Source organism: Neobacillus sp. PVCKKU3, assembly GCF_058323225.1.
Genome location: NZ_JBLVQN010000043.1, coordinates 23,588 through 43,539, shown reverse-complemented (window position 1 = coordinate 43,539; position 19,952 = coordinate 23,588). Strand labels below are relative to the sequence as shown.

Sequence of the window (19,952 nt, the reverse complement as noted above, 5' to 3'; positions counted from 1 at the left end):
TATTACTTTTCCATTTTACTTAAAATATTTTATCATAAGAGATAGGTACTATAAAATATTTCGGGTGGTGGGACAAAGATGTCAATATTTAATGAAAGAATTAACCGGAGGAATACCTCCTCAGTTAAATGGGAAGCAACAAAGCAGCTTTTTGGGGAAGAGGACCTGTGGCCGATGTGGGTTGCAGATATGGATTTCAAGCCGCCACAGGCTGTCATCACGGCAATAAAGGAGCGGGTGGAGCACGGTATTTTCGGCTATACATTTGTACCTCCCTCCACATCTCAAGCGATAGCAGAATGGCTTTTGAAAAGACATCAGTGGAATATTGAGCCGAATTGGCTTCTGTATTGCGGCGGCGTAGTCCAGGCAATCAGCACGGCGATCCAAACGTTTACCGAAGAGGGCGATCAGGTACTGCTCCAATCACCAGTGTATACACCTTTTTTCGATATGATTGAAAAAAACAACCGCAAGATTGTCAATGCTCCGCTAATTCTTGATGAAGATAGGTACAGGATTGACTTTACCGCCTTTGAAAATGCTTTAAAGCAAGGCTGCAAGCTCTTTTTGCTGTGCAGTCCGCATAACCCTGGAGGAAGAGTTTGGACCAAGGAAGAGCTGGAGAAAATGGCTGAACTCTGTTTAAAGTATAACTGCCTGATTCTTTCTGATGAAATACATTCCGATCTCGTCTATAAAAAGCATAAGCATATACCGATTGCGTCACTGAATGAGGAAATAGCTGAAAAGGTGATTACTTTTATCGCTCCCAGCAAAACCTTCAATCTTGCCGGTCTGCACGCTTCCGCTGTTGTAATCAAAAATGAGACCTTGCGTACTCAATTCCAGGAAACGATGCGGCGGCAGGGGTCCTTTTCACTGAATACTTTTGGCATTACTGGGATGGAAGCTGCCTATCGTGAAGGCGAGGCTTGGCTCGAGGATTTGCTTGATTATCTTCAGACTAATAAAGATTTCGCAATTTCCTATCTTAAGGAGCATCTGCCTGAAATTACTTGCATCGACTCGGAAGGAACCTATCTGCTTTGGCTGGATTGCCGAAAGCTTGGATTTAGCGATAAGGAACTTAGGCAGCACCTCCTCCAAAAAGGAAAACTGGCGCTCGAGCCCGGTCCAAAATACGGGCCAGGCGGCGAAGGCTTTGTCCGCATGAACATCGCCTGCCCAATGGATGATTTAATCGAAGGATTGAAGCGGCTGAAAAAAGCATTTGAGTAATGATAACTCGCCGATTGGCAAGTCCGATAGGACGGTTCATGAGGCGTAGTTGAATTTATACTTTTTATTAGCTAAAAAAAGTCCTGGCCCCTGCTTAGGTTTAACGCGTAAAATCAGCAGGGGCAGGATTTTTTTATTTTAGTACATATTCAGCCAATACACTTTGCAGTTCATAGATATTTAAATTTTTGTTAAATTGTTTTTGCAAGGGCCGGGCGCTGCCGGAAACCCAAATTTTTAGTTCTGCATCCAAATCAAAATTTCCTGCCGTTTCAATGCTAAAATGAGTAATGCTCTTATAAGGAATCGAATGATACTCGACTTTCTTTCCTGTTAAACCTTGCTTGTCCACTAAAATCAAGCGCTTGTTTGTAAAGAGGAACAAGTCGCGAATCAGCTTATACGCCTTCTCAATTTGTTCATTCGGCGCCAGCACCTTAGCAAATTCCCTTTGAATTTCCGTAACATTTACTTCCGAAGCGTTACCCATTAAGCCATCCAAAAATCCCATCAATAATCCCCCATTCTTCCAACTTATCTCATTTAAGTATACAAGAAAACTCACAGAGATACTGTGAGTTTTTCTAGATTTCCAGCCATTCGGTATGGAAGGTTCCTTCCTTATCGACTCGCTGATAAGTATGGGCTCCAAAATAATCCCTTTGCGCCTGCAGCAGGTTGGCAGGCAATACTGCTGAACGGTAGCTATCATAGTAGGCAACGGCACTTGACAACCCTGGAACTGGAATTCCTATCTTTACGGCAGTTGCCACCACTTCCCTAGCAGACTCTTGATAATCAGCGGTAACCGACTGAAAATAAGAATCCAACAATAAATTTTCCAAATGCGGATCGCGTTCATAAGCATCCATGATATTTTGCAGAAATGCCGCTCGAATAATGCAGCCTCCCCGGAAAATCTTTGCAATTTCACCTGGCTTCAGGTCCCATTTATACTCCTTGGAGGCTGATTGATATTGACTGAATCCTTGTGCGTAGGAAATGATTTTACTAAAATATAAAGTTTTTCTGATGTGCTCAATAAAATCCTGCTTGTTCCCAATAAACTTTTTGTCGCGCGGCCCACTTAAAATTTTGCTGGCTTTCATACGTTCATCCTTCATTGCTGAGATAAACCGCGCAAAGACCGATTCAGTAATCGTGGATAGTGGCACACCTAATTCAAGCGCACTTTGACTGGTCCATTTTCCCGTTCCCTTTTGTCCGGCCGTATCAAGAATGACGTCAACTAAGGGCTTGCCGGTGTCAGGATCGATTTTTGTAAAAATATCCGCAGTAATTTCGATAAGGTAGCTGTCTAGCTCTCCTTGGTTCCATTCATGAAAAACTTCATGAAGTTCTTTTGCGGACAAGCCCAGCATTGATTTCATAAGATGGTAAGTTTCACAAATAAGCTGGATATCCCCATACTCGATGCCATTGTGTACCATTTTAACAAAGTGTCCCGCTCCATCTGGTCCTATGTATGTACAGCATGGCTCACCATCTACCTGTGCAGAAATTGCTGTAAGCAGCGGCCCTACGTGCTCGTATGCTTCTTTTTGGCCGCTCGGCATGATGGAAGGACCCGTTAATGCCCCTTCTTCTCCTCCAGAAACTCCGGCACCAATGAAAAGAATCCCTTTGTCCGCAAGCGCCGCATTCCTCCGAATCGTATCCTGATAGTAGCTGTTGCCACCATCAATAAGGATATCTCCTTGCTCCAAATGTGGAACGAGTGATTCAATTGCCTTATCCGTAATCACACCGGCATTCACCATCAACAAAATCTTCCGAGGTATTTCCAGCGATTGGATAAATTCCCCGATGTTTGTGGTTCCGGTAATATTTTTATCATTATGCTGCTCTAATATTTCGTTTACTTTCTCGGTTGATAGGTCGTAGATAGACACGGAGAAACCCTTGCTTTCAAAATTCAATGCCAAACTTCTCCCCATCACTCCGACTCCTACAACGCCCACTTGTTGTTTAGCCAATCTAAATCATCCCTTCAAGATGTTTAAAAAATATTTCACCATTTTTTATTATAAACGAAAAAATATTTCAAACAACTCTAATACACTATTTTAGAAAATTCAATTTTAGTATTCACTGAGAAGGGATGTTCATCCAATTTTTTTATTTATGTGGAAGCCACTTTTAGTGAATCTAGTATATGCTGCAAAAGCATTTCGCTTGAAACTTGAGGGGCACCGCCGCCTTGGGCGAAGGAGTCATTGCCCCCGCCTTTGCCGTTAATGAGTTCCAGACCGCTTTGAATCAACTTATTCATCTTTTCGGTTCGGGACACCCCCCTAGCACATACTAGCTGGAGCCGGTCTTCATTTTCTGCTGCCAGAACAACCACCGCTGCATCATTTTCGCCAGTCACAAGCCTTGCCAGCTTTTGCAGTTCCTGAATCGAACGGTTTTGGAATACTTCACCAATAACACCAGCGGATGATGACTTGCCCAGAAGCTCTTTCGCTTCATATTTTAGTAGGAGCTCTTGCTGCTGCTCCAGTTCCTTCTCCATTAACTTTCGGCTATCGAGAAGCCGAATGGCTGCTTGTTCCATCTCATGTTCTGGTGTATTAAGAAGTTGTGTTAAGCCAAGCAACACCTTTTGTTTCTGAGAAAACTGCTTCAGGACACGTTCACCACAGACAAATTGAAGGCGGACCTTTTTCTTCTGTCTTTCCCAATCTAAAATCTTAATTGCCCTTACCTCACCTGTTCCTTTCGGATGCGTCCCGCCGCAGCCGTTATAATCAAAATCCGGAATGATAACGAGGCGGATATCTTCCTTAACCTTCGTCTCTTTTCGTAAAGGGTATTGAGATAATTCCTTCTCGGTCACCCATTTTGTTTCAATCGGTCTATTTTCTAAAATAATTTGATTGGCCAGTTCCTCGGCTTTTTCTGCTTCTATTGCGGTTAATTGTTCAGTATCCAAGTCAATCGTTACGGTTTCATTACCTAGGTGAAAACCAACTGTTTTATACTCAAATAAATGCTCAAACGCTGCGGACAATATATGTTGGCCGGCATGCTGCTGCATATGGTCAAACCGCCGCTCCCAATCAATTTCCCCGCATACCTCTTTTTTCGCCAAGGGTAATGGGACCTCGAGGCAATGGCGAATTTCACCATCGACTTCCTCCACATTGACCACTTTGACTCCTTCTATCAAGCCTGTATCAAATGGCTGCCCGCCGCCGGTCGGGTAAAAAGCAGTCTGTGATAACACAACGAACCAATTGCCTGAACAATCCTGTTCCTGCTTTACAACTTCCGCTGTAAAGGACTTTATGTACGAGTCAGTATAGTACAATTTATTTTTCAACATAGATCTCGCCTCCGAAGTATTTCACTATACCCATTGTGAAAAAAAACAATCAATTAATCAAGTTAAATGAAAACTCGCTGATGGCAAGTCCGATAGGACGGTTCATGAGGCGTAGTTGAATTTATACTTTCCTAATAGCCAGAGAAAAACCTGCTCCCATAAAGGAACAGGCAAAAATGATTAAGGTCGTATTAATTTCATTGAGGGATTATTTTTTTTCTTTTCTTGTGCCAGTAGGAGTGGTCATCTGTGGAAAACCGCCCATTTGTGGGAATCCTTGCTGTGGAAAACCGCCCATTTGCGGGATTCCTTGCTGTGGAAAACCGCCCATTTGCGGGATTCCTTGCTGTGGAAAACCGCCCATTTGCGGGATTCCTTGCTGTGGAAAACCGCCCATTTGTGGATAGCCGTGGTAACCCATTTGTGGATAGCCATGATAACCGCCCATCATATGCGGGTATTGCTGTGGAAAACCGCCCATTTGTGGAAATCCTGTCATTTGCGGAGACCCCATTGGTCCAAACTGACCAGGAAATCCGCCCATTTGTCTCTTGCTCATCCTTATCCCTCCTAAACTATTTCATGGTAGTGTATGTACAAATAGTGGGATAAGCATAGATAGATACCTATTCTCATAAAAAAAGGGCTGTTCCCCCTTTAAGCAAACAGCCTAACCTTTTCAGCCTGTTTTCCAAAGAAAAATTTTTCAACTATTGTTTTTCATCCTGAGCTTTCTTTTGGCCCGGTTTCTGTTTATTATTGGAAATCTCCCCACAGGCGACTCTTTTTCCAGAATTGCCTGCTGGCTGCGTCATACCATCATCTTTTTTCTGGGTTACGACAATGGAGGTACCTTCCTTTGTGAACAAGGATTTCTTCCCATCCTTTAGCGTTGCATTCGGGGCCATCAGGTCTACTTTCGCAGATCCGTCATCCTCAACAATTAAATTCGGCAAATCGCCGGCATGGGCACCTTTGGGATGAAGGAGGCCATGTTCCTTGCTTTCCGGGTTAAAATGGTTCCCTGCCGATTTAAAATCGGGTGCTTTGCATGTGCCTTTTTCATGGATATGAATAGCATGTACACCCGGCGTCAGGCCCTTAAGGCTTCCAGTCAATTTCACCCCGCTTGACTGCTCAGCCAATTCAAGCGTTCCAAGCGAATCTCCTGAAGCATTATACATATCCACATTCACCTTTGTAATCGTCTTTTCCATACATCCCGACAGAAACAGGAGCGGAATGAACAGGCAAAGTAGTTTTTTCATATTTATGGATCCCCCCAAAATAGACAATTTGCGGTTAGTATGAACAATCGAATATTTTCCTATTCCCGCTGTGCCAAAAAGAAAAAGAACAGCCTATTTTAGCTGTTCTTTTGTGAAGTGTTATTTTGTTCAAGCTGTTTCTCTAATTCTTTTGCCTTCAGGGCTTCCCGCTTTGAAATTTTTATGATAAAGCGAAACGTAAGTATAGCTGCCACAAAGAAAATCGCAAAGCTGATGACAGCTGGGATATATTCTGATTTATCTTCCGGGAAGTATAAAAACAAGGATAGAATAAATGGCTGAAACATATTAATCTCCCTTTCTACAGAGACCTGTCTAAAGCCTAATTATACAATAAATGATGTTTCAGACCAATTTTTTATTCTCCTATTTTAGAATCTTAACATGCTTAATCACAACATCTGTTTCCGGCTTATCCTTTGCATCAACCTTTGAATCGGAAATTTTGTCAACGATATCCATTCCCTCGACCACTTGGCCAAAAACAGTGTGCTTAAAGTCGAGCCATGGAGTCCCGCCATTATCTGCATATGCCTCAATTATTTCTTTCGGATAACCGGCCTTTTCCATTTGCGACTTCATCGATGGATCAAGCTTAGTGCTTTGAACGATAAAAAACTGGCTTCCGTTCGTATTGGCACCTGCGTTTGCCATTGACAACGCCCCGCGCAAGTTAAACAGATTTTTCGAGAACTCATCCTCAAACGGCTTACCCCAAATACTTTGGCCGCCTGTCCCATTCCCGTTCGGGTCTCCGCCTTGAATCATGAAATCCTTAATGACCCTGTGAAAAATCAGGCCGTCATAATAACCATCCTCGCTATGTTTCACAAAATTTTCGACTGCTTTTGGAGCGTGCTCTGGAAATAATTTGATTTTGATATTCCCCATTGAAGTTTCCATTTCTACGAGTCGTTCATTCTCAGCTACTTCTGTTGTAAGCTGTGGATAAACTGTATTTTCCACTTGCTGCTCTCCTTTCTTCTGTTCAGTTTTTGGCGCGGCAGTGTCTGATTTACTTTCTTCCGTCTTACTGCTTGTCCCACATGCGGCCAATAGAACAACCATGATTAAAAATAAAATAAAGATATGTACATTCCTTCTCATACTAGCTTCCCTCCATTCTCTCGCTTTAAACGAGATTATAATTTTTTGCATCTTGTTTTTAATTTATTATTTTTCATAATAAAATGGAAGAAGCAAAAGAATGAATTTTAGAGTTAGGAGTGTTTAATTGTGTCAGAATTAGAACTAGGAACGATTGTAACGGGGATTTATAAGACTGGAAAATATATCGGGGAAATCACGGATGTAAGACCACAAGCCTATTTGGTAAGGGTCTTGGCGGTTGCCAAGCACCCGATGCAGGGGGATTTACATAATCCTAAGGATGCTGATGTTATGATTTTTCATGAAAGACGGGCCCTGGCACATCGGGAACAGGCGAATATTCCGAAACAAATGGTCAAGCCATTCGAAGGAGACGTACCTGAATATTTATCATCACTGAAGGAAGCATGTGGAAAAATGAGAAACGAACTGGAGGAGATGCAAACCAAATGGGCCGAAATGAGCCTGAACATGTTGGATTCCCTTGAAAAGGATTATTTTAAGTAATAGTAAAGGCCAAATCTATTAAAGTGATTTGGCCTTTTATGCGAATTCATTTAAGAACTTTGAAAAATCAATACGATCACCAATGGTCGTTGGTTTTGGCTTCTCTAAATAACGTTTATCCTTTTCTACCAACTTGAATATATTATAGGTAGTCAACGCATCATCCAGGGCCCGGTGGTGCCTGCCGGTCCCTTCCTTCCCATATTCCTGGACCGCTTTCCAAAGACCGGTTTGATTTTGGTCACCGAAGAATCGTTTATATTCCATCGATAAATCTAATTCTGCAGCATGGAATGGAAACACAACGCCTGCCGCTAAACAATTCTGGCGAAGTACCTTCATATCCATATTTCCCCATGTAACAATGGTGGTATCCAATTTATTTTTATTAAACTCCTCGAGCTTTCGGATAAACTCAAAAAAGGATAACCCCGTGTCCACTTGCTGCTGCGTAATATGTAAGAAGGACTTGCAGCGTTCGGTTAATCTTGGAAATTTAAGCGGTGTAACAAAAGAGGAAAACTGTTCGGTAATATGATCGTCCACTACCGCAACAATTCCAACCTCAATAATTTCCGCAAAAAAGTCCTTCACTCGAACATTCCGTTCAGGCATTGTAAATTCAAAATCAATAAACAAATGCTGCCGCGCTGCCTTCATCACTTTCACCCACCTTTCCATTTAAGTCGTCTTATTACATTATATAACGATACCTGTACAAAAAATTGTGCTCATTTCTTACATTATAGCATGAATTTGAAGTAAATTTTTTAAATTTTTGTACAATATAGTAAAAAAGGACGGGAAATATCCCCCATCCCCACTTATCGCTATTTCTTTTTAATGACTGCCATCGTGCACCTTGAAACGCAAATGAGGCGGTCTTGTTCATCAGTAAGTTTAATATCCCAAACCTGTGTCGTTCTCCCTTGATGCAGGACAGTTCCGACAGCCGTAACCACTCCCTCATGTTTGGAGCGGACATGATTGGCATTAATTTCAAGTCCAGCGACAACCTCCGTCTCCTGGTCAACTAACTCATAGGCACCGACACTTGCCACCGTTTCCGCCAAGGCAACCGATGCTCCGCCGTGCAAAATTCCAAATGGCTGGCGAGTGCGTTCATCAACCGGCATAGTAGCAATAACTTTTCCCTTTTCAAGGTGAGTGACTTCAATTCCAAGTGCTTGTAATAATGTATTTTCTATCATGTATTTTTCCCTCCGATATGTATTTGGTCCACATTAACCTATTCTCGTTTTTTGAACAATTTCCTTTATATTTTTTTAAAAGAAAAAACAGCCCGCGCAGAGCTGCTTTTTCAAATATTAATAATAAGGTGCACCAAAACCAGGGTAGCCAACGCCAGGGTATCCAATGCCCGGATAGCCAATGCCCGGGTATCCAAAACCGCCATAGAACGGCGGTCTAACAGCCCAAGAAGCCCCTAATCCACCGCCAATCAAACCTCCTAAAAAACTAAGCCCGCCAATAGCCAACGGCAAGCCCCATCCCCATCCTCCAATAAACCTTTGATCCTGGACCGGGTATGGACTTCGATAATATGGGTACATGAAGGCATTTCCTCCTTTTCCTTTATACTTGCCTATACTATTTCATATGCGAGTACTATGGGTTTGGAGTGGGCGGGCTATACCAAAGGCAAGCCCCTTTCCTAATTTTCGATAGGTTCGAACCGTTCAACAAAGAGGGCGAGTGTTCTGGTCATGACACCTGTTGCCCCGGCAGGGCCAAGGTCGTAGGATTTTGATGTCGTCGCTGTCCCGGCAATGTCCAAATGAACCCAAGGTGTATTTTCTGCAAATTCGCCGATAAACGCTCCGGCAACAATGGCATGCCCTTCGCTGCCTGGAGAATTGTTAAGGTCAGCCACTTTACTGTTCCTGACCCGTTCCTTTTCACTTTCAAACAGCGGCAGCTGCCACATCTGCTCGCCTGCTTCCATCGAGGCTTCCAATACCTGCTCATATAAGGTCTCATGATTTGTCATAGCGCCTGTGGTGTTTAAACCAAGTGCAGTAATCACGCCTCCTGTCAGGGTAGCAACATCCACCAAGTATTCTGCTCCATGATGCTTTGCATAGGTTATCGCGTCAGCAAGGACGAGCCGGCCTTCCGCATCTGTATTTAAAACTTCAATTGTTTTCCCGCTCATAGAAGTAATAACATCGTCCGGCTTAAAGGCATTTCCGCTAATCATATTGTCCGTTGATGGGATAACAGCCACAACATTCTGATCTGGTCTAAGCTCACCGATAATTTCCATGGCACCGAGAACAGCGGCTGCACCGCCCATGTCAGACTTCATTCCAACGATGCCTGCTTTCGTTTTAATGGAATAGCCTCCGGTATCAAAGGTGATCCCTTTTCCAACAAGGCCGATGACATCCTTCCATTCTTCTTTACCTTGATATTTTAAAACAATCATTTTCGGCGGCTCTGCAGACCCTTTATTGACAGCGAGGAAAGCCCCCATACCCAATTTTTCAATCTCAGCTTTATCGAGGATTTCTGCCTCAAAATCGTACTTTTTAGCGAGTTCTACAGCATAATCAGCCATATCAGTAGCAGTCAGCATATTACCTGGAGTGTTAACGAGCGAGCGGGCTGAATTGGTTCCTTTGCCAAAGGCATATCCAACCGTTAATGAGGCTAATATTTCCCCCTCATCAACACTGTTACAACAAATTGTTAGCTGTTCAAGCTTCTTCTCAGATTCATTTGATTTTTGCTTATAGCCATTGAACTGATAAGTGGCTAGAGCATATGCTTCACTTAGCGCATGAGCAGCATCCGGTCCATCTACCTTTTCGCTTATGAAAGAATCCAAATATACGGACGCTTCTGTCTGCTTGCCTGCCTTTAACTCTTTGAACAGACGTCCAAAAGCCTTCCGCAATTTATCAAAGGATAGTTCCTTTTCTTTGCCAAGACCGACAATCCAGAGCCGCTTGGAACCGATTTTGCCGAAGCTATGTACTTTGTTAATTTTATTTAGCTTTGCAGAGATATCCCCTGCTTTGACGAGTTCTGTCAACTGCCCATCAAAAGCCTCATCCAAGTTGGCCAGCAGTCCGGAAAACTTCTCCGGTTTATCCAATAGACCTATAACTAAGCTTTCATGCTCTGCTGATAAATCGAATTCTTTTTTTACATCAAACATTTTAACCGACCTCCTCTTTTTGATTCGAATCCATTATACCGAATCAGGCAATTTATTTCGATACTCTAAACATCCTCCAAATACAAAAACAACTGCGGTAGCTTTGGCAATTCCCCCACCTGTTCAAACGGGACACTGTCTATATCTTGAGGAAATAGAACCAAGCATTGTTCAATAAATGGATAGACTTTTTCCAAGTCCAGCCCCCAAAACTTGGGACGGTATGCCTGCAGGTAGCGGTGTGCTGTCGCCATCATGGACCTGGCTCCCTTCACATTTCCGTACTCATAGTGATAAATGGCCACACTCATTTGCAATAATCCTTTTAAAAAAAGATTATCCCGATCAATCAGCCACATTTCCTCGAGCAGGTCGTGGCAAGTGTAATAATCCCCTTCATTAAAACTGACAAAAAACTCATAATACTCGATTGGATAATCCATAAAACCACCTGCCCATATGCCTTTTTTTCAATTTTATTAGATAGGCATTCAGAATTCCATTAAAAAATAAAAACAGGCACAGGGCCTGTTATTTTTTTTCTGAGCTTGTATATTGCTGCCTGAAGACCTGCAGGGATTTATCTTCATTTAATGCTTGCAGCTGTTCCTCAGTCAGTTTGCCATTTCCTTTTTGAACAATATATACATCGACCGTTTTCTTGCCCCAATGGCTGTAAACATCCTCAACTGTTTCATAATAAAGGTCCAAACGATTTCCCTTAATAGCGCCGCCTTTATCAGCGACCACTCCATACCCATACCCCGGAATAAAAAGGACGGTTCCAATTGGAAAAACAGTTAGGTCGGCTGCAATGGTGGAAAACAAATCACGTTTTACCTTAACACCAGAATAAGTGATTCCATATTCGGGGTGGCCCTGATTTTTCCCGGTGGATTCTGCCCCAGCCGTATAGCCGGTTGCTGTCACGGTATGTTTAGGGTATTGTGACCAATCGATGGAATTCTCCAGTGTTTGGGCAGGCGCGGTAACTGCCTCGCTTACCGAAACTGCTTTAACTAGATGAAAAAACATAGTCTGCACAGGTAAACCTGAAATAGATTGGAACGTCGCGAATAATGCCAAAAAGAACAAAATAATCATAGCAAATCGTTTCGTCCAATTTTTCACTTTATTCATTCTCTTTTTCACTCCTCCCAAAATATTCATTCCCAAGTAGGAATGAATTATTCAAAAAAGAAGTGAAAAAAATTACCAATTAAATTTTATATTAAAAAAGACCTTCATATTAGAGAAGGTCTAAAACATTTGATATCCATTTTTTCGTAAGAATTTGATGGTAAGACCTGCGGTAATTGCCCCTGCCAGACCACTAGATAAAATAAGGACATCCGCAGTTGCTAAGGAGCCAAGTCTGTGCCCTAAGTCTAAAAAAGCTGCTTTGCTATTGGTGAAATATTCAAAAAATGAGACTTTATCTATGATAAAAATGGCGACAAACGGATAAATGACAGCCATAATCCACGACATTCTTAAAAGCATATTCAGAATAAAGCCAATTCCAAAAAACAACACAAAAAACAGTACAATTGAAATAATCAAGACAACAATGCTCATCTGCATTGAAACTCCCCCTTTGCATCAACATATAGTGTACTCAATGTCCATGTGGGAGTCAATATTAACAGCATTTTAACGCAAAAAAATAGCCCTTCGAGTCATCGAAGAACTGGGTTTGCCTTTTTTCCTAGGAACGGTTATTTTTCAACTTTCTTGCCAGTGCCGCCGCAGCTTGCGCAGGTTTCGGATCCGCCAAGAACTAATTGAAAATAGCCGTTTCCGGAACAATAATCACAGGTTTTTGTGTCAACACTTTGAACTGTCATTATAAACATCCCTTTCCTATTAACTTAATTTTCTGATAATATACCAAGTATTTAAATAAAAAGAAAGAGCGAAATTCAAGCAATTTGGACGGAAGAAAACGGATACACCTAATGTTTTCTTTCATTTTCTAAGTGCGACGTAAATTTTCAAAAAATTAGAAAAATAATTTATAAGCGGTATAGCCAAACTGGTCACCAGGATTTACGCCGTCGATAACAGGCTTCTCAAGTAAATCCTTTCGCTCAATCAGATACTCTAAAAGAATCGATGCTTCCTTTTCCTTAAGCAGTTCTTCCGGCGCCATAAATCTAGCTTCGTACAATTCATATTCCTGATGGGTAATCTCCATTTTCCCGGCTGGTTCAAGTAAAAACACCAGCATGTTATCACTAATTTCACTTTTAATAACACCCGTACGTAGCCCAATCAGTCCTTTAACCGTACAAGCAATTCCCGTTTCTTCCTTCACCTCTCGAAGCACGGCTTCATCTGCCGTCTCACCTTCTTCCACAAAGCCTGCAGGGAGGGACCACTTGCCTTTTAACCCGCCATACCTCTTTTTAACTACCAGCCATTCCCCCGCATCGGATTGAACTAATCCGGAAACAGCCAGCCAGACCTTCCCGCGTTTTTCCCGACTGCTCATAATTTTCCCCCTATCTATAGCTTTTAAAACTATTCTAACAAAAAAAGGACAGGGCTGCCCTGTCCTTTTTTTGTTACGGAGATTTATTAAAAGATATTAAATTTACCTTTTTTCAATACAAGACCAGCTCCGCCAATCATGTAAAGAGAACGGTTATCGACTACTTTCTTCATGAAAGAAGCACTTGCCCCTGTTATTTTCTTACCAAAAACAACTCCAATTGCGTCATCCTCACCAAGAGAGCAGACAGTACCTTTATTATCAAACTTGAACTCTTCAAGATCCTGCTTATTGCGCACAAGTGCAGCAATATTACGCGCACACACTTCACCCTGCTGCATCGCTATCTGCGCAGTCGGCGGATATGGGCGGTTGATTTCTTCATTAATAACCAGCGAGCTGTCGCCAAGAATGAAGACATCATTGAAACCAGGAACTCTTAAATCAGGCTGAACTTTGACACGCCCTCTCATTGCTTCAAAACCGGACTTTTCGATAACGGAGTTTCCGCGGACACCAGCTGCCCAAACAACAGTACCTGCTTTGATTTCACGAGGCTCATCTTCACCTTTTGCAACAAAAATCCCTTCAGGCGTGCACTCCTTAATTGCCGTTCCGATTAAGAATTCAACACCCTTACGCTCCAATTGTGATACAGCATACTTTACTAATTCAGGATCAAATCCAGGCAGTACAGTTGGTGCAGCTTCAACACAGATAATTTTCACTTTATGCTGATCCACATCGTATTCATGACATAATTCCGGAACACGATTGGTCAATTCTCCAAGAAACTCGATTCCTGTGAAACCAGCGCCGCCGACAACAATTGTCAAGCGTGTATCATCCTTTTCCTCTTCCATATTGTAAGTGGCAAATTGATATTCCATATGCTCACGAAGCAAACGGGAGGAATTTACATTCGTAATACCGAAAGCATATTCCTTCAAGCCTTTGATGCCGAAGGTTTCAGGCTCTCCGCCAAGTGCAATCACAAGATAATCATATTCCACTTCGCCGTTTTCTAAAATAACTTTCTTTTCATCCTTCTTAATCTCAACAACGGTACTTTGAACAAAGTCAACCTTGCTGCGATCAATGACATCGCGAATATCATAACGAACCTTGTCGTGGTGCAATGTACCGGCTGAAGCCTCATGCAGCCAAGTGGTTTCATAGTGGTAATCATTTTTGTTCACTAAGACAATATCCGCTTCGTTAACACCAAGGTGCTTTTGCAAGCGTACAGTCGTCATCAGCCCGCCGTAGCCCGCTCCGAGAATAACAATTTTAGGCTTTCTCAACGCAATCACTTCCACCCTTATAAAATATTTTAATAAATCCTCTTTTTCTTATCTTCCACAGCTTTGTCGATTATTATTTTGGTTTACTGGAAAATGTATGTGATATAATTCACGAACGAGGATAAAAATAAAGAACCTAGCAAACATAAAGTTTGGGAATCCAAACAAATGCCATTTTGTGAAAAACAGAGCAAGACATTTCATAAAAAATTGTACCTGTTTTGTCACAAAATCTTAACAATATATCCACAATACATCATATGCTACTTCTATCCGAAATTCAAGCAATTTATCGAATATATTTATCGCAAAAATAGTATAAATTTTCACAAATTATTATTCATTGTCATAATTTTCTCAACAAAGATATCAGGCTTTACATATTTTATGTTATGATATGAGTGGAATCGTAACTACTAGTTGGGGGGATACGGAGTGCAAGAGCAAAAGGTTTATGATATTACCATCATTGGAGGAGGCCCCGTTGGTCTTTTTACTGCCTTTTATGGGGGAATGAGACAAGCATCCGTTAGAATTATTGAAAGCTTGCCTCAGTTGGGCGGTCAATTATCTGCGCTTTATCCGGAAAAATATATTTATGATGTTGCCGGATTCCCAAAAGTCCGTGCACAGGAGTTAATAAATAACTTAAAGGAGCAAATGGCCAAGTTTGAGCCTACTGTTGCTCTGGAGCAATCTGTGGAAAAGCTTGAAAAGCAGGATGATGGAACCTTTAAATTAACAACAAACAAAGAGATCCACTATTCTAAAACCGTTATTATCACTGCCGGAAATGGTGCATTCCAGCCTCGTCGTTTGGAGCTCGAAAGCGCTGCTCAGTATGATGGCAAAAACCTTTATTACTTTATCGATGATTTGAATCAATTTGCCGGACAAAAGGTTGTGGTATTTGGCGGCGGTGACTCTGCTGTCGACTGGGCACTAATGCTTGAGCCAATTGCCGAAAAAGTAACGATTGTTCACCGCCGTGACAAGTTCCGCGCCCATGAACACAGCGTAGAAAACTTGATGAATTCCAAAGTAGATGTGAAAACACCATATGTTCCTGCAGAATTAATCGGTGATGAAACTGGCATTAAACAGGTCGTTCTTGAAACCGTAAACGGAGAAACAAAAGAAACCGTTGACGTTGACGCCGTTATTTGCAACTATGGCTTCGTTTCCTCCCTCGGACCAATTAAAGAATGGGGCCTCGAAATTGAAAAGAATTCCATTAAGGTAAATTCCAAGATGGAAACCAATATCCCTGGAATTTACGCTGCCGGAGATATCTGCACCTATGATGGAAAAGTAAAATTAATTGCCTGCGGCTTCGGTGAAGCCCCAACTGCTGTTAATAATGCGAAGGCATACATGGACCCTAAAGCAAAAATCCAACCACTTCATAGTTCTTCCATGTTCGATAAATAATTATTAACTAATACGAAAGGCGTCCAAATTAGGACGCCTTTTTAGTATTATCCGTTATGAAATTTGTACATCCACAGTACCCCTGATTTTAGCAGACGGGCAACGCGGCCGGTTAAAGGCCGATCTGCTAGCATCGCAAAGCCATGCTTTTTCCCTAATGAACCAAGAACTCCCTTTAATTTGATAGGCGGGAAAGAATCTGGCAGTTCTTCGCCGTTCCAGCGCTTTTTTAAAACTTCGACAATCTGTTCGGCCTGTCCTTCTGCTAGCTGTGCACTTGGCGCATGCGGCAGACTTGCACAATCACCTAGAACAAAAACATGCTCATCATGAGGCAAAAAGTGCTGCGGGGTTAACACCATTCGTCCCGAGCTATCCTTTTCCCCTTCCATTTCACGGATAACTTTATTCGCCTGGATCCCTGCTGTCCATACAATAACATCACAAGAAATGGACTTGTCATGGTTATAAAGGGTGTTTTCCTCTACTTTGGTGATATTAGAATTATTAATGATTTCAACGTTATGCTTTACAAACCAGTTCTCAACATATTTGCTCAACCTGTCAGGAAATGCAGAGAGAATATGCTTCCCGCGGTCAAATAATTTTATTTGCAAATCATCGCGGCTTTCGCTTAATTCGCTGGCAAGCTCCACTCCGGATAGGCCTGCCCCAACAATCCCAACGACTGAACCAGGAGGTAAATTATTCAAGACGGAATAGGTTTCACGTGATTTACCGATACTCTGAATGCTATAGGTATATTGATCAGCACCCGGCACACCATGGTATTTATCTTCACAGCCCAATCCGATAACGAGGTCATCATAGCTTATTGGCTGAGCGTCTTTTAACAGGACATTTTTTTCTTCTCTGTCAATCCCGATGACTTCCCCGAAAACTACCTCAAGTCTAGGATGCTCTGGAAAGGAAACGCGTATTTCTTTATCTGAAATCGTCCCAGCAGCTAAAGCATAGTATTCTGTTTTTAAACAATGGTAAGGAACACGATCCACAAGTGTGATGGTCACGTCCTCCGGCAGGTTATTGGGAAGAAGTTCGGAGAGAATCTTCATGCCCCCATAACCGCCTCCAAGAATGACTAATTTTTTCATGCTTATTTCCCCTTTGTCATAACTGTACTATAGATTTTCTATTTTTTTATTTTGTTCAGAAAGACAGTATTTCAATTGAAATTACGAGTGGGATTTTATTGAAATAGATATTCCGTCCATTTAACACACAAATATGAGTATAACGAAAATATGGCTAAATAACAACACATTTAAAATACATCTTGACAGGTTTGCCAAGAACGTGATAATTGACGAAGCAGCCCAAAAGCGGTAGGATTAGAAGTTGTGGAGAGGTGAAGGTAATGATTAAGCCGATCATTGAATTTTGTGTCAGTAATCTTGCTAGTGGGGCACAGAAAGCACTAGAAGTATTAGAAAGAGATCCAAATTTGGATATCATTGAATATGGATGTCTTGGCTATTGTGGTAAATGCGCATCCACTCTCTATGCGCTTGTGAATGGAGAAGTTGTTACGGGTAAAACCCCTGAAGATTTGGTGGATAATATTTATCAGTATCTCGAAGAAAATCCTATGTTCTAAATATAAGGGGGGCTTGCCGCTCCCTTTTTTATAATGGCAGCATATCCTGTTACTAGTAATCGTATTAGTTGAGTAGTTTTCAGCTAGTGTATATACTAAGTTTATAAGCCTCAAATCTTTAAGGAGGGGTCATTTTTGAGCAAAGATATCGTTATTTTAACAGAAGCAGCATCACTGCAAATTAAAGATATGATGAAGCATAATGAAGAGGAAGGCGCTTTTTTGCGAGTCAGTGTAAAAGGCGGCGGCTGCAGCGGCTTATCTTACGGCATGGGTTTTGAGCACGAAGTTAAGGAAGATGACCATCAATTTGAACAATTTGGCATAAAGGTTCTTGTCGATAAAGAGAGTGCACCAATCTTAAATGGAACGAAAATCGATTACAAGCAATCGATGATGGGCGGCGGTTTTACGATTGATAACCCTAACGCGATTGCGTCTTGCGGCTGTGGTTCATCTTTCCGTACTGCAACAGCGGCTGGAACACCTGAGGAGTGTTAAGACTTTGTTTTAAGATCAGAGGCTGTCTTTCGAGACAGCCTCTTTCCTTCTTATATCGCCTTGTACCCGTACTTTTCCAATTCGGAAAAAATCGTTTTAAGACGAGGGTTACCCTCGCCAACCACTTTATCCTTTATCACCACAACCGGATAAAACATATCCTCTTCAATAACCCTCTGGGCAAATTGTGATTTATCGCTATCTTCAGGCGGCTGAAAAATATCTACATAGGTCATTTTAACAGGTTGCTCCGGGAATTTTCTCGCAACCGCTGCTTCCAGCCATTCAAATGTTTCCTTTGAGGATGGCAGATTCACACAGCTTGGGCAAAGTACTGCCGCTCCATATAGGATAATTTCCACTTCCGTAAATTCCATAAAACCATTCCTTATATTTTTCTTTTATTTTACAATATAGCCCCTTCAAAACCTAAGAAAATGACTTTATTTCTCCAGTTTCTGAGAATGGATTTTTCCTTGCACCGACAGTATAATATAAGTAGGAAAGGAGTCGATGAAAGTGTCAGAACAGGAAATGTTTGAACAAGTACAAGAAGTATTAGATAAATTACGCCCATTTCTTCTTCGCGATGGCGGAGACTGCGAACTAGTTGATGTGGAGGAAGGCATTGTTAAGCTTCGCTTACTTGGCGCTTGCGGATCTTGCCCAAGTTCTACCATCACACTAAAAGCAGGTATTGAACGGGCTTTACTAGAAGAAGTACCTGGTGTTGTTGAAGTCGAGCAAGTTTTCTAAAACAATAATAATAAAGCGATTGCCTAAAGATGCAATCGCTTTTTTGTATTCAGTTAAAACCCATTAAGAATATAACCAATCCAGCTGCGGAAGGCTTAAGTGTTTCACCGGCGCCCCTGAAATATGAAAAAAGCCTGCCAGAAAACGTTCGTATTCGGAGGACTGCCGCAAAATTTTCCCTAAAGTATCCTCCAACAGCTTTTTTTCCTGTTCCGAGCGGGTAATATAATAATTTTCCACACATTCAAAATAATGGAGCGGAAAAATTAAACGGGCATATAAAAGCCGCCATGAAAAAGAGGACAATGGGGATATCCCCTGATATTCATCGTAAAACTGTTTTAATTCCATATCATATGTCTGGATATTATGAAAATATTGTTCCCTTGTCCACTCAGCCATATCACGGCTGCGGTGGTCGAATACCCATTCAAATGGATTTTTGATCATATATTGGCCGCCCCACGTTTTTTTCGTGAAACGTTCATAGCAAACTGTCCCGCTGTCTGTTTCCAAGGGGGAATCATCAATTTCCGTATCCACTAAATATTGGATTGCATTCTCTGTTAATCCCATGTAATACGGAAAGGACTCAATAAACAATTTTTCAAATTCATCCTCGGGTGTTTGAAAAAGCAGTCCACTCCACACTTTTTCCATCTGTTCCAGCCGTTTTTCCCAAATTCCCTTCCATTGTCCAACTCTGCTCGACCGCTGAATCTGAAAAGGCACCCTTCTGCCCCGCTCATGAAATTTTGCCAGTTTCCGCCCCAATTTGGATATTCGCTGCTGCTGGTCCGTCTGCCGGTTTACTAATACGCAGTATTTATTTTGTTCCCAGTTTGTAATATAGCTGCCATCCTTAGTCTGCATGAATGCAGGGACATTTTTGTCACCTGTTTGGCGCATATGCTCAGCAATGCTTGCCAGTTCCTGCATATCCTCCTCCTCTCTGCCCACAGGACTTACAATCAAATATAGCAAGCCATTTCCTCTTAGCGCATCAAAAGCATCTATTTTAACCTGTTCCTCAGCCTTGATTCCATATTGATCCTCCAGCATTTTTCGCAGCATCTCTCCACCCCTTCTTCTTTTCACCTCTACGTCATATATATGAGTAAAGCCAAGAAAACTTGTTGTCTTCCTTTTAGTAATAACAAATCATAA

At 41.8% G+C, this 19,952-nt stretch carries 26 protein-coding genes; 6 read left to right on the top strand and 20 right to left on the bottom strand.

From position 1 onward, the window contains the following. Window positions 1–78: 78 nt before the first annotated feature. Window positions 79–1,242 (top strand): MalY/PatB family protein, encoded by a 1,164-nt coding sequence (locus tag ACNQGS_RS23475; RefSeq protein ID WP_491489437.1) that lies wholly within the window; start codon window positions 79–81, stop codon window positions 1,240–1,242. Window positions 1,243–1,375: 133 nt separating this feature from the next. Here ACNQGS_RS23475 and ACNQGS_RS23470 read toward each other — a convergent pair whose 3' ends face one another. The 7 genes from ACNQGS_RS23470 to ACNQGS_RS23440 form a co-directional block, all read right to left on the bottom strand. Beyond that, on the bottom strand, window positions 1,376–1,753 hold the full coding sequence (locus ACNQGS_RS23470; RefSeq protein WP_491489436.1) for a PH domain-containing protein: 378 nt from the start codon (window positions 1,751–1,753) through the stop codon (window positions 1,376–1,378). A 73-nt stretch (window positions 1,754–1,826) separates the two neighbouring features. Beyond that, on the bottom strand, window positions 1,827–3,239 hold the full coding sequence (gnd, locus tag ACNQGS_RS23465; protein ID WP_491489435.1) for an NADP-dependent phosphogluconate dehydrogenase: 1,413 nt from the start codon (window positions 3,237–3,239) through the stop codon (window positions 1,827–1,829). Between the two features lie 146 nt (window positions 3,240–3,385). Next, window positions 3,386–4,591 (bottom strand): alanyl-tRNA editing protein, encoded by a 1,206-nt coding sequence (locus tag ACNQGS_RS23460; protein ID WP_491489434.1) that lies wholly within the window; start codon window positions 4,589–4,591, stop codon window positions 3,386–3,388. A 208-nt stretch (window positions 4,592–4,799) separates the two neighbouring features. Then, the gene (locus ACNQGS_RS23455; protein ID WP_491489433.1) at window positions 4,800–5,150 is read right to left on the bottom strand and encodes a hypothetical protein; all 351 of its coding nucleotides are present in this window, start codon (window positions 5,148–5,150) and stop codon (window positions 4,800–4,802) included. Between the two features lie 151 nt (window positions 5,151–5,301). Continuing rightward, a complete protein-coding gene (locus tag ACNQGS_RS23450) occupies window positions 5,302–5,859 on the bottom strand; it encodes a superoxide dismutase family protein (RefSeq protein WP_491489432.1) in 558 nt (185 codons plus the stop codon). Between the two features lie 98 nt (window positions 5,860–5,957). Continuing rightward, window positions 5,958–6,167, bottom strand: coding sequence for a hypothetical protein (locus ACNQGS_RS23445; RefSeq protein ID WP_217032069.1), 210 nt, complete (start codon window positions 6,165–6,167; stop codon window positions 5,958–5,960). Between the two features lie 79 nt (window positions 6,168–6,246). Then, the gene (locus ACNQGS_RS23440) at window positions 6,247–6,987 is read right to left on the bottom strand and encodes a peptidylprolyl isomerase (RefSeq protein ID WP_491489430.1); all 741 of its coding nucleotides are present in this window, start codon (window positions 6,985–6,987) and stop codon (window positions 6,247–6,249) included. Between the two features lie 129 nt (window positions 6,988–7,116). Between ACNQGS_RS23440 and kapB the strand changes: the two genes are divergently transcribed. Then, a complete protein-coding gene (gene kapB, locus ACNQGS_RS23435; protein WP_213144359.1) occupies window positions 7,117–7,497 on the top strand; it encodes a kinase-associated lipoprotein KapB in 381 nt (126 codons plus the stop codon). Between the two features lie 36 nt (window positions 7,498–7,533). On the opposite strand, the gene kapD is transcribed toward kapB, so the two are convergent. The 10 genes from kapD to ACNQGS_RS23385 all read right to left on the bottom strand — a co-directional run bounded on the left by kapD (window position 7,534) and on the right by ACNQGS_RS23385 (window position 14,479). Next, window positions 7,534–8,157 (bottom strand): 3'-5' exonuclease KapD, encoded by a 624-nt coding sequence (kapD, locus tag ACNQGS_RS23430; RefSeq protein ID WP_213144505.1) that lies wholly within the window; start codon window positions 8,155–8,157, stop codon window positions 7,534–7,536. Between the two features lie 170 nt (window positions 8,158–8,327). Next, complete coding sequence (locus ACNQGS_RS23425) at window positions 8,328–8,708, bottom strand: hotdog fold thioesterase (protein ID WP_213144358.1); 381 nt, start codon at window positions 8,706–8,708, stop codon at window positions 8,328–8,330. Between the two features lie 117 nt (window positions 8,709–8,825). After that, on the bottom strand, window positions 8,826–9,071 hold the full coding sequence (locus ACNQGS_RS23420; protein WP_491489429.1) for a hypothetical protein: 246 nt from the start codon (window positions 9,069–9,071) through the stop codon (window positions 8,826–8,828). 101 nt (window positions 9,072–9,172) lie between these two features. Beyond that, the gene (locus tag ACNQGS_RS23415) at window positions 9,173–10,681 is read right to left on the bottom strand and encodes a leucyl aminopeptidase (RefSeq protein ID WP_491489428.1); all 1,509 of its coding nucleotides are present in this window, start codon (window positions 10,679–10,681) and stop codon (window positions 9,173–9,175) included. A 65-nt stretch (window positions 10,682–10,746) separates the two neighbouring features. Then, the gene (locus ACNQGS_RS23410; RefSeq protein ID WP_491489427.1) at window positions 10,747–11,124 is read right to left on the bottom strand and encodes a DUF309 domain-containing protein; all 378 of its coding nucleotides are present in this window, start codon (window positions 11,122–11,124) and stop codon (window positions 10,747–10,749) included. 88 nt (window positions 11,125–11,212) lie between these two features. After that, window positions 11,213–11,821, bottom strand: coding sequence for a stationary phase survival protein SpsC (spsC, locus tag ACNQGS_RS23405; RefSeq protein WP_491489426.1), 609 nt, complete (start codon window positions 11,819–11,821; stop codon window positions 11,213–11,215). Window positions 11,822–11,941: 120 nt separating this feature from the next. Then, window positions 11,942–12,265 carry a YuiB family protein gene (locus ACNQGS_RS23400; RefSeq protein ID WP_491489425.1) on the bottom strand — a complete coding sequence of 108 codons (324 nt, stop codon included), beginning with the start codon at window positions 12,263–12,265 and terminating at the stop codon, window positions 11,942–11,944. A 134-nt stretch (window positions 12,266–12,399) separates the two neighbouring features. Further along, a complete protein-coding gene (locus tag ACNQGS_RS23395; protein WP_213144354.1) occupies window positions 12,400–12,528 on the bottom strand; it encodes a YuiA family protein in 129 nt (42 codons plus the stop codon). 155 nt (window positions 12,529–12,683) lie between these two features. Beyond that, window positions 12,684–13,175, bottom strand: coding sequence for an NUDIX domain-containing protein (locus ACNQGS_RS23390; protein ID WP_213144353.1), 492 nt, complete (start codon window positions 13,173–13,175; stop codon window positions 12,684–12,686). 86 nt (window positions 13,176–13,261) lie between these two features. Beyond that, window positions 13,262–14,479, bottom strand: coding sequence for an NAD(P)/FAD-dependent oxidoreductase (locus tag ACNQGS_RS23385; protein ID WP_213144352.1), 1,218 nt, complete (start codon window positions 14,477–14,479; stop codon window positions 13,262–13,264). 435 nt (window positions 14,480–14,914) lie between these two features. Here ACNQGS_RS23385 and ACNQGS_RS23380 point away from each other — a divergent pair, with 435 nt between their 5' ends. Next, window positions 14,915–15,910 carry an NAD(P)/FAD-dependent oxidoreductase gene (locus ACNQGS_RS23380; RefSeq protein WP_213144351.1) on the top strand — a complete coding sequence of 332 codons (996 nt, stop codon included), beginning with the start codon at window positions 14,915–14,917 and terminating at the stop codon, window positions 15,908–15,910. A gap of 47 nt (window positions 15,911–15,957) precedes the next feature. Here ACNQGS_RS23380 and ACNQGS_RS23375 read toward each other — a convergent pair whose 3' ends face one another. Next, entirely contained in the window at window positions 15,958–17,025 is a 1,068-nt protein-coding gene (locus tag ACNQGS_RS23375; RefSeq protein WP_423799467.1) for an NAD(P)/FAD-dependent oxidoreductase, read from the bottom strand. A gap of 263 nt (window positions 17,026–17,288) precedes the next feature. Here ACNQGS_RS23375 and ACNQGS_RS23370 point away from each other — a divergent pair, with 263 nt between their 5' ends. Beyond that, window positions 17,289–17,528, top strand: a complete 240-nt coding sequence (locus tag ACNQGS_RS23370; RefSeq protein ID WP_491489424.1) for a YuzB family protein — start codon at window positions 17,289–17,291, stop codon at window positions 17,526–17,528. A 135-nt stretch (window positions 17,529–17,663) separates the two neighbouring features. Then, window positions 17,664–18,029, top strand: a complete 366-nt coding sequence (locus ACNQGS_RS23365; protein ID WP_213117857.1) for a HesB/IscA family protein — start codon at window positions 17,664–17,666, stop codon at window positions 18,027–18,029. A gap of 50 nt (window positions 18,030–18,079) precedes the next feature. Here the strand turns inward: ACNQGS_RS23365 and ACNQGS_RS23360 are convergent, their stop codons facing one another. Further along, window positions 18,080–18,406, bottom strand: a complete 327-nt coding sequence (locus ACNQGS_RS23360) for a YuzD family protein (protein WP_491489423.1) — start codon at window positions 18,404–18,406, stop codon at window positions 18,080–18,082. Between the two features lie 136 nt (window positions 18,407–18,542). Here ACNQGS_RS23360 and ACNQGS_RS23355 point away from each other — a divergent pair, with 136 nt between their 5' ends. After that, window positions 18,543–18,785: a NifU family protein gene (locus ACNQGS_RS23355; protein WP_241114018.1), complete on the top strand. Its 243-nt coding sequence runs from the start codon at window positions 18,543–18,545 to the stop codon at window positions 18,783–18,785. 63 nt (window positions 18,786–18,848) lie between these two features. Here ACNQGS_RS23355 and yutH read toward each other — a convergent pair whose 3' ends face one another. Further along, complete coding sequence (yutH, locus tag ACNQGS_RS23350; RefSeq protein ID WP_491489422.1) at window positions 18,849–19,859, bottom strand: spore coat putative kinase YutH; 1,011 nt, start codon at window positions 19,857–19,859, stop codon at window positions 18,849–18,851. Between the last annotated feature and the right edge of the window lie 93 nt (window positions 19,860–19,952).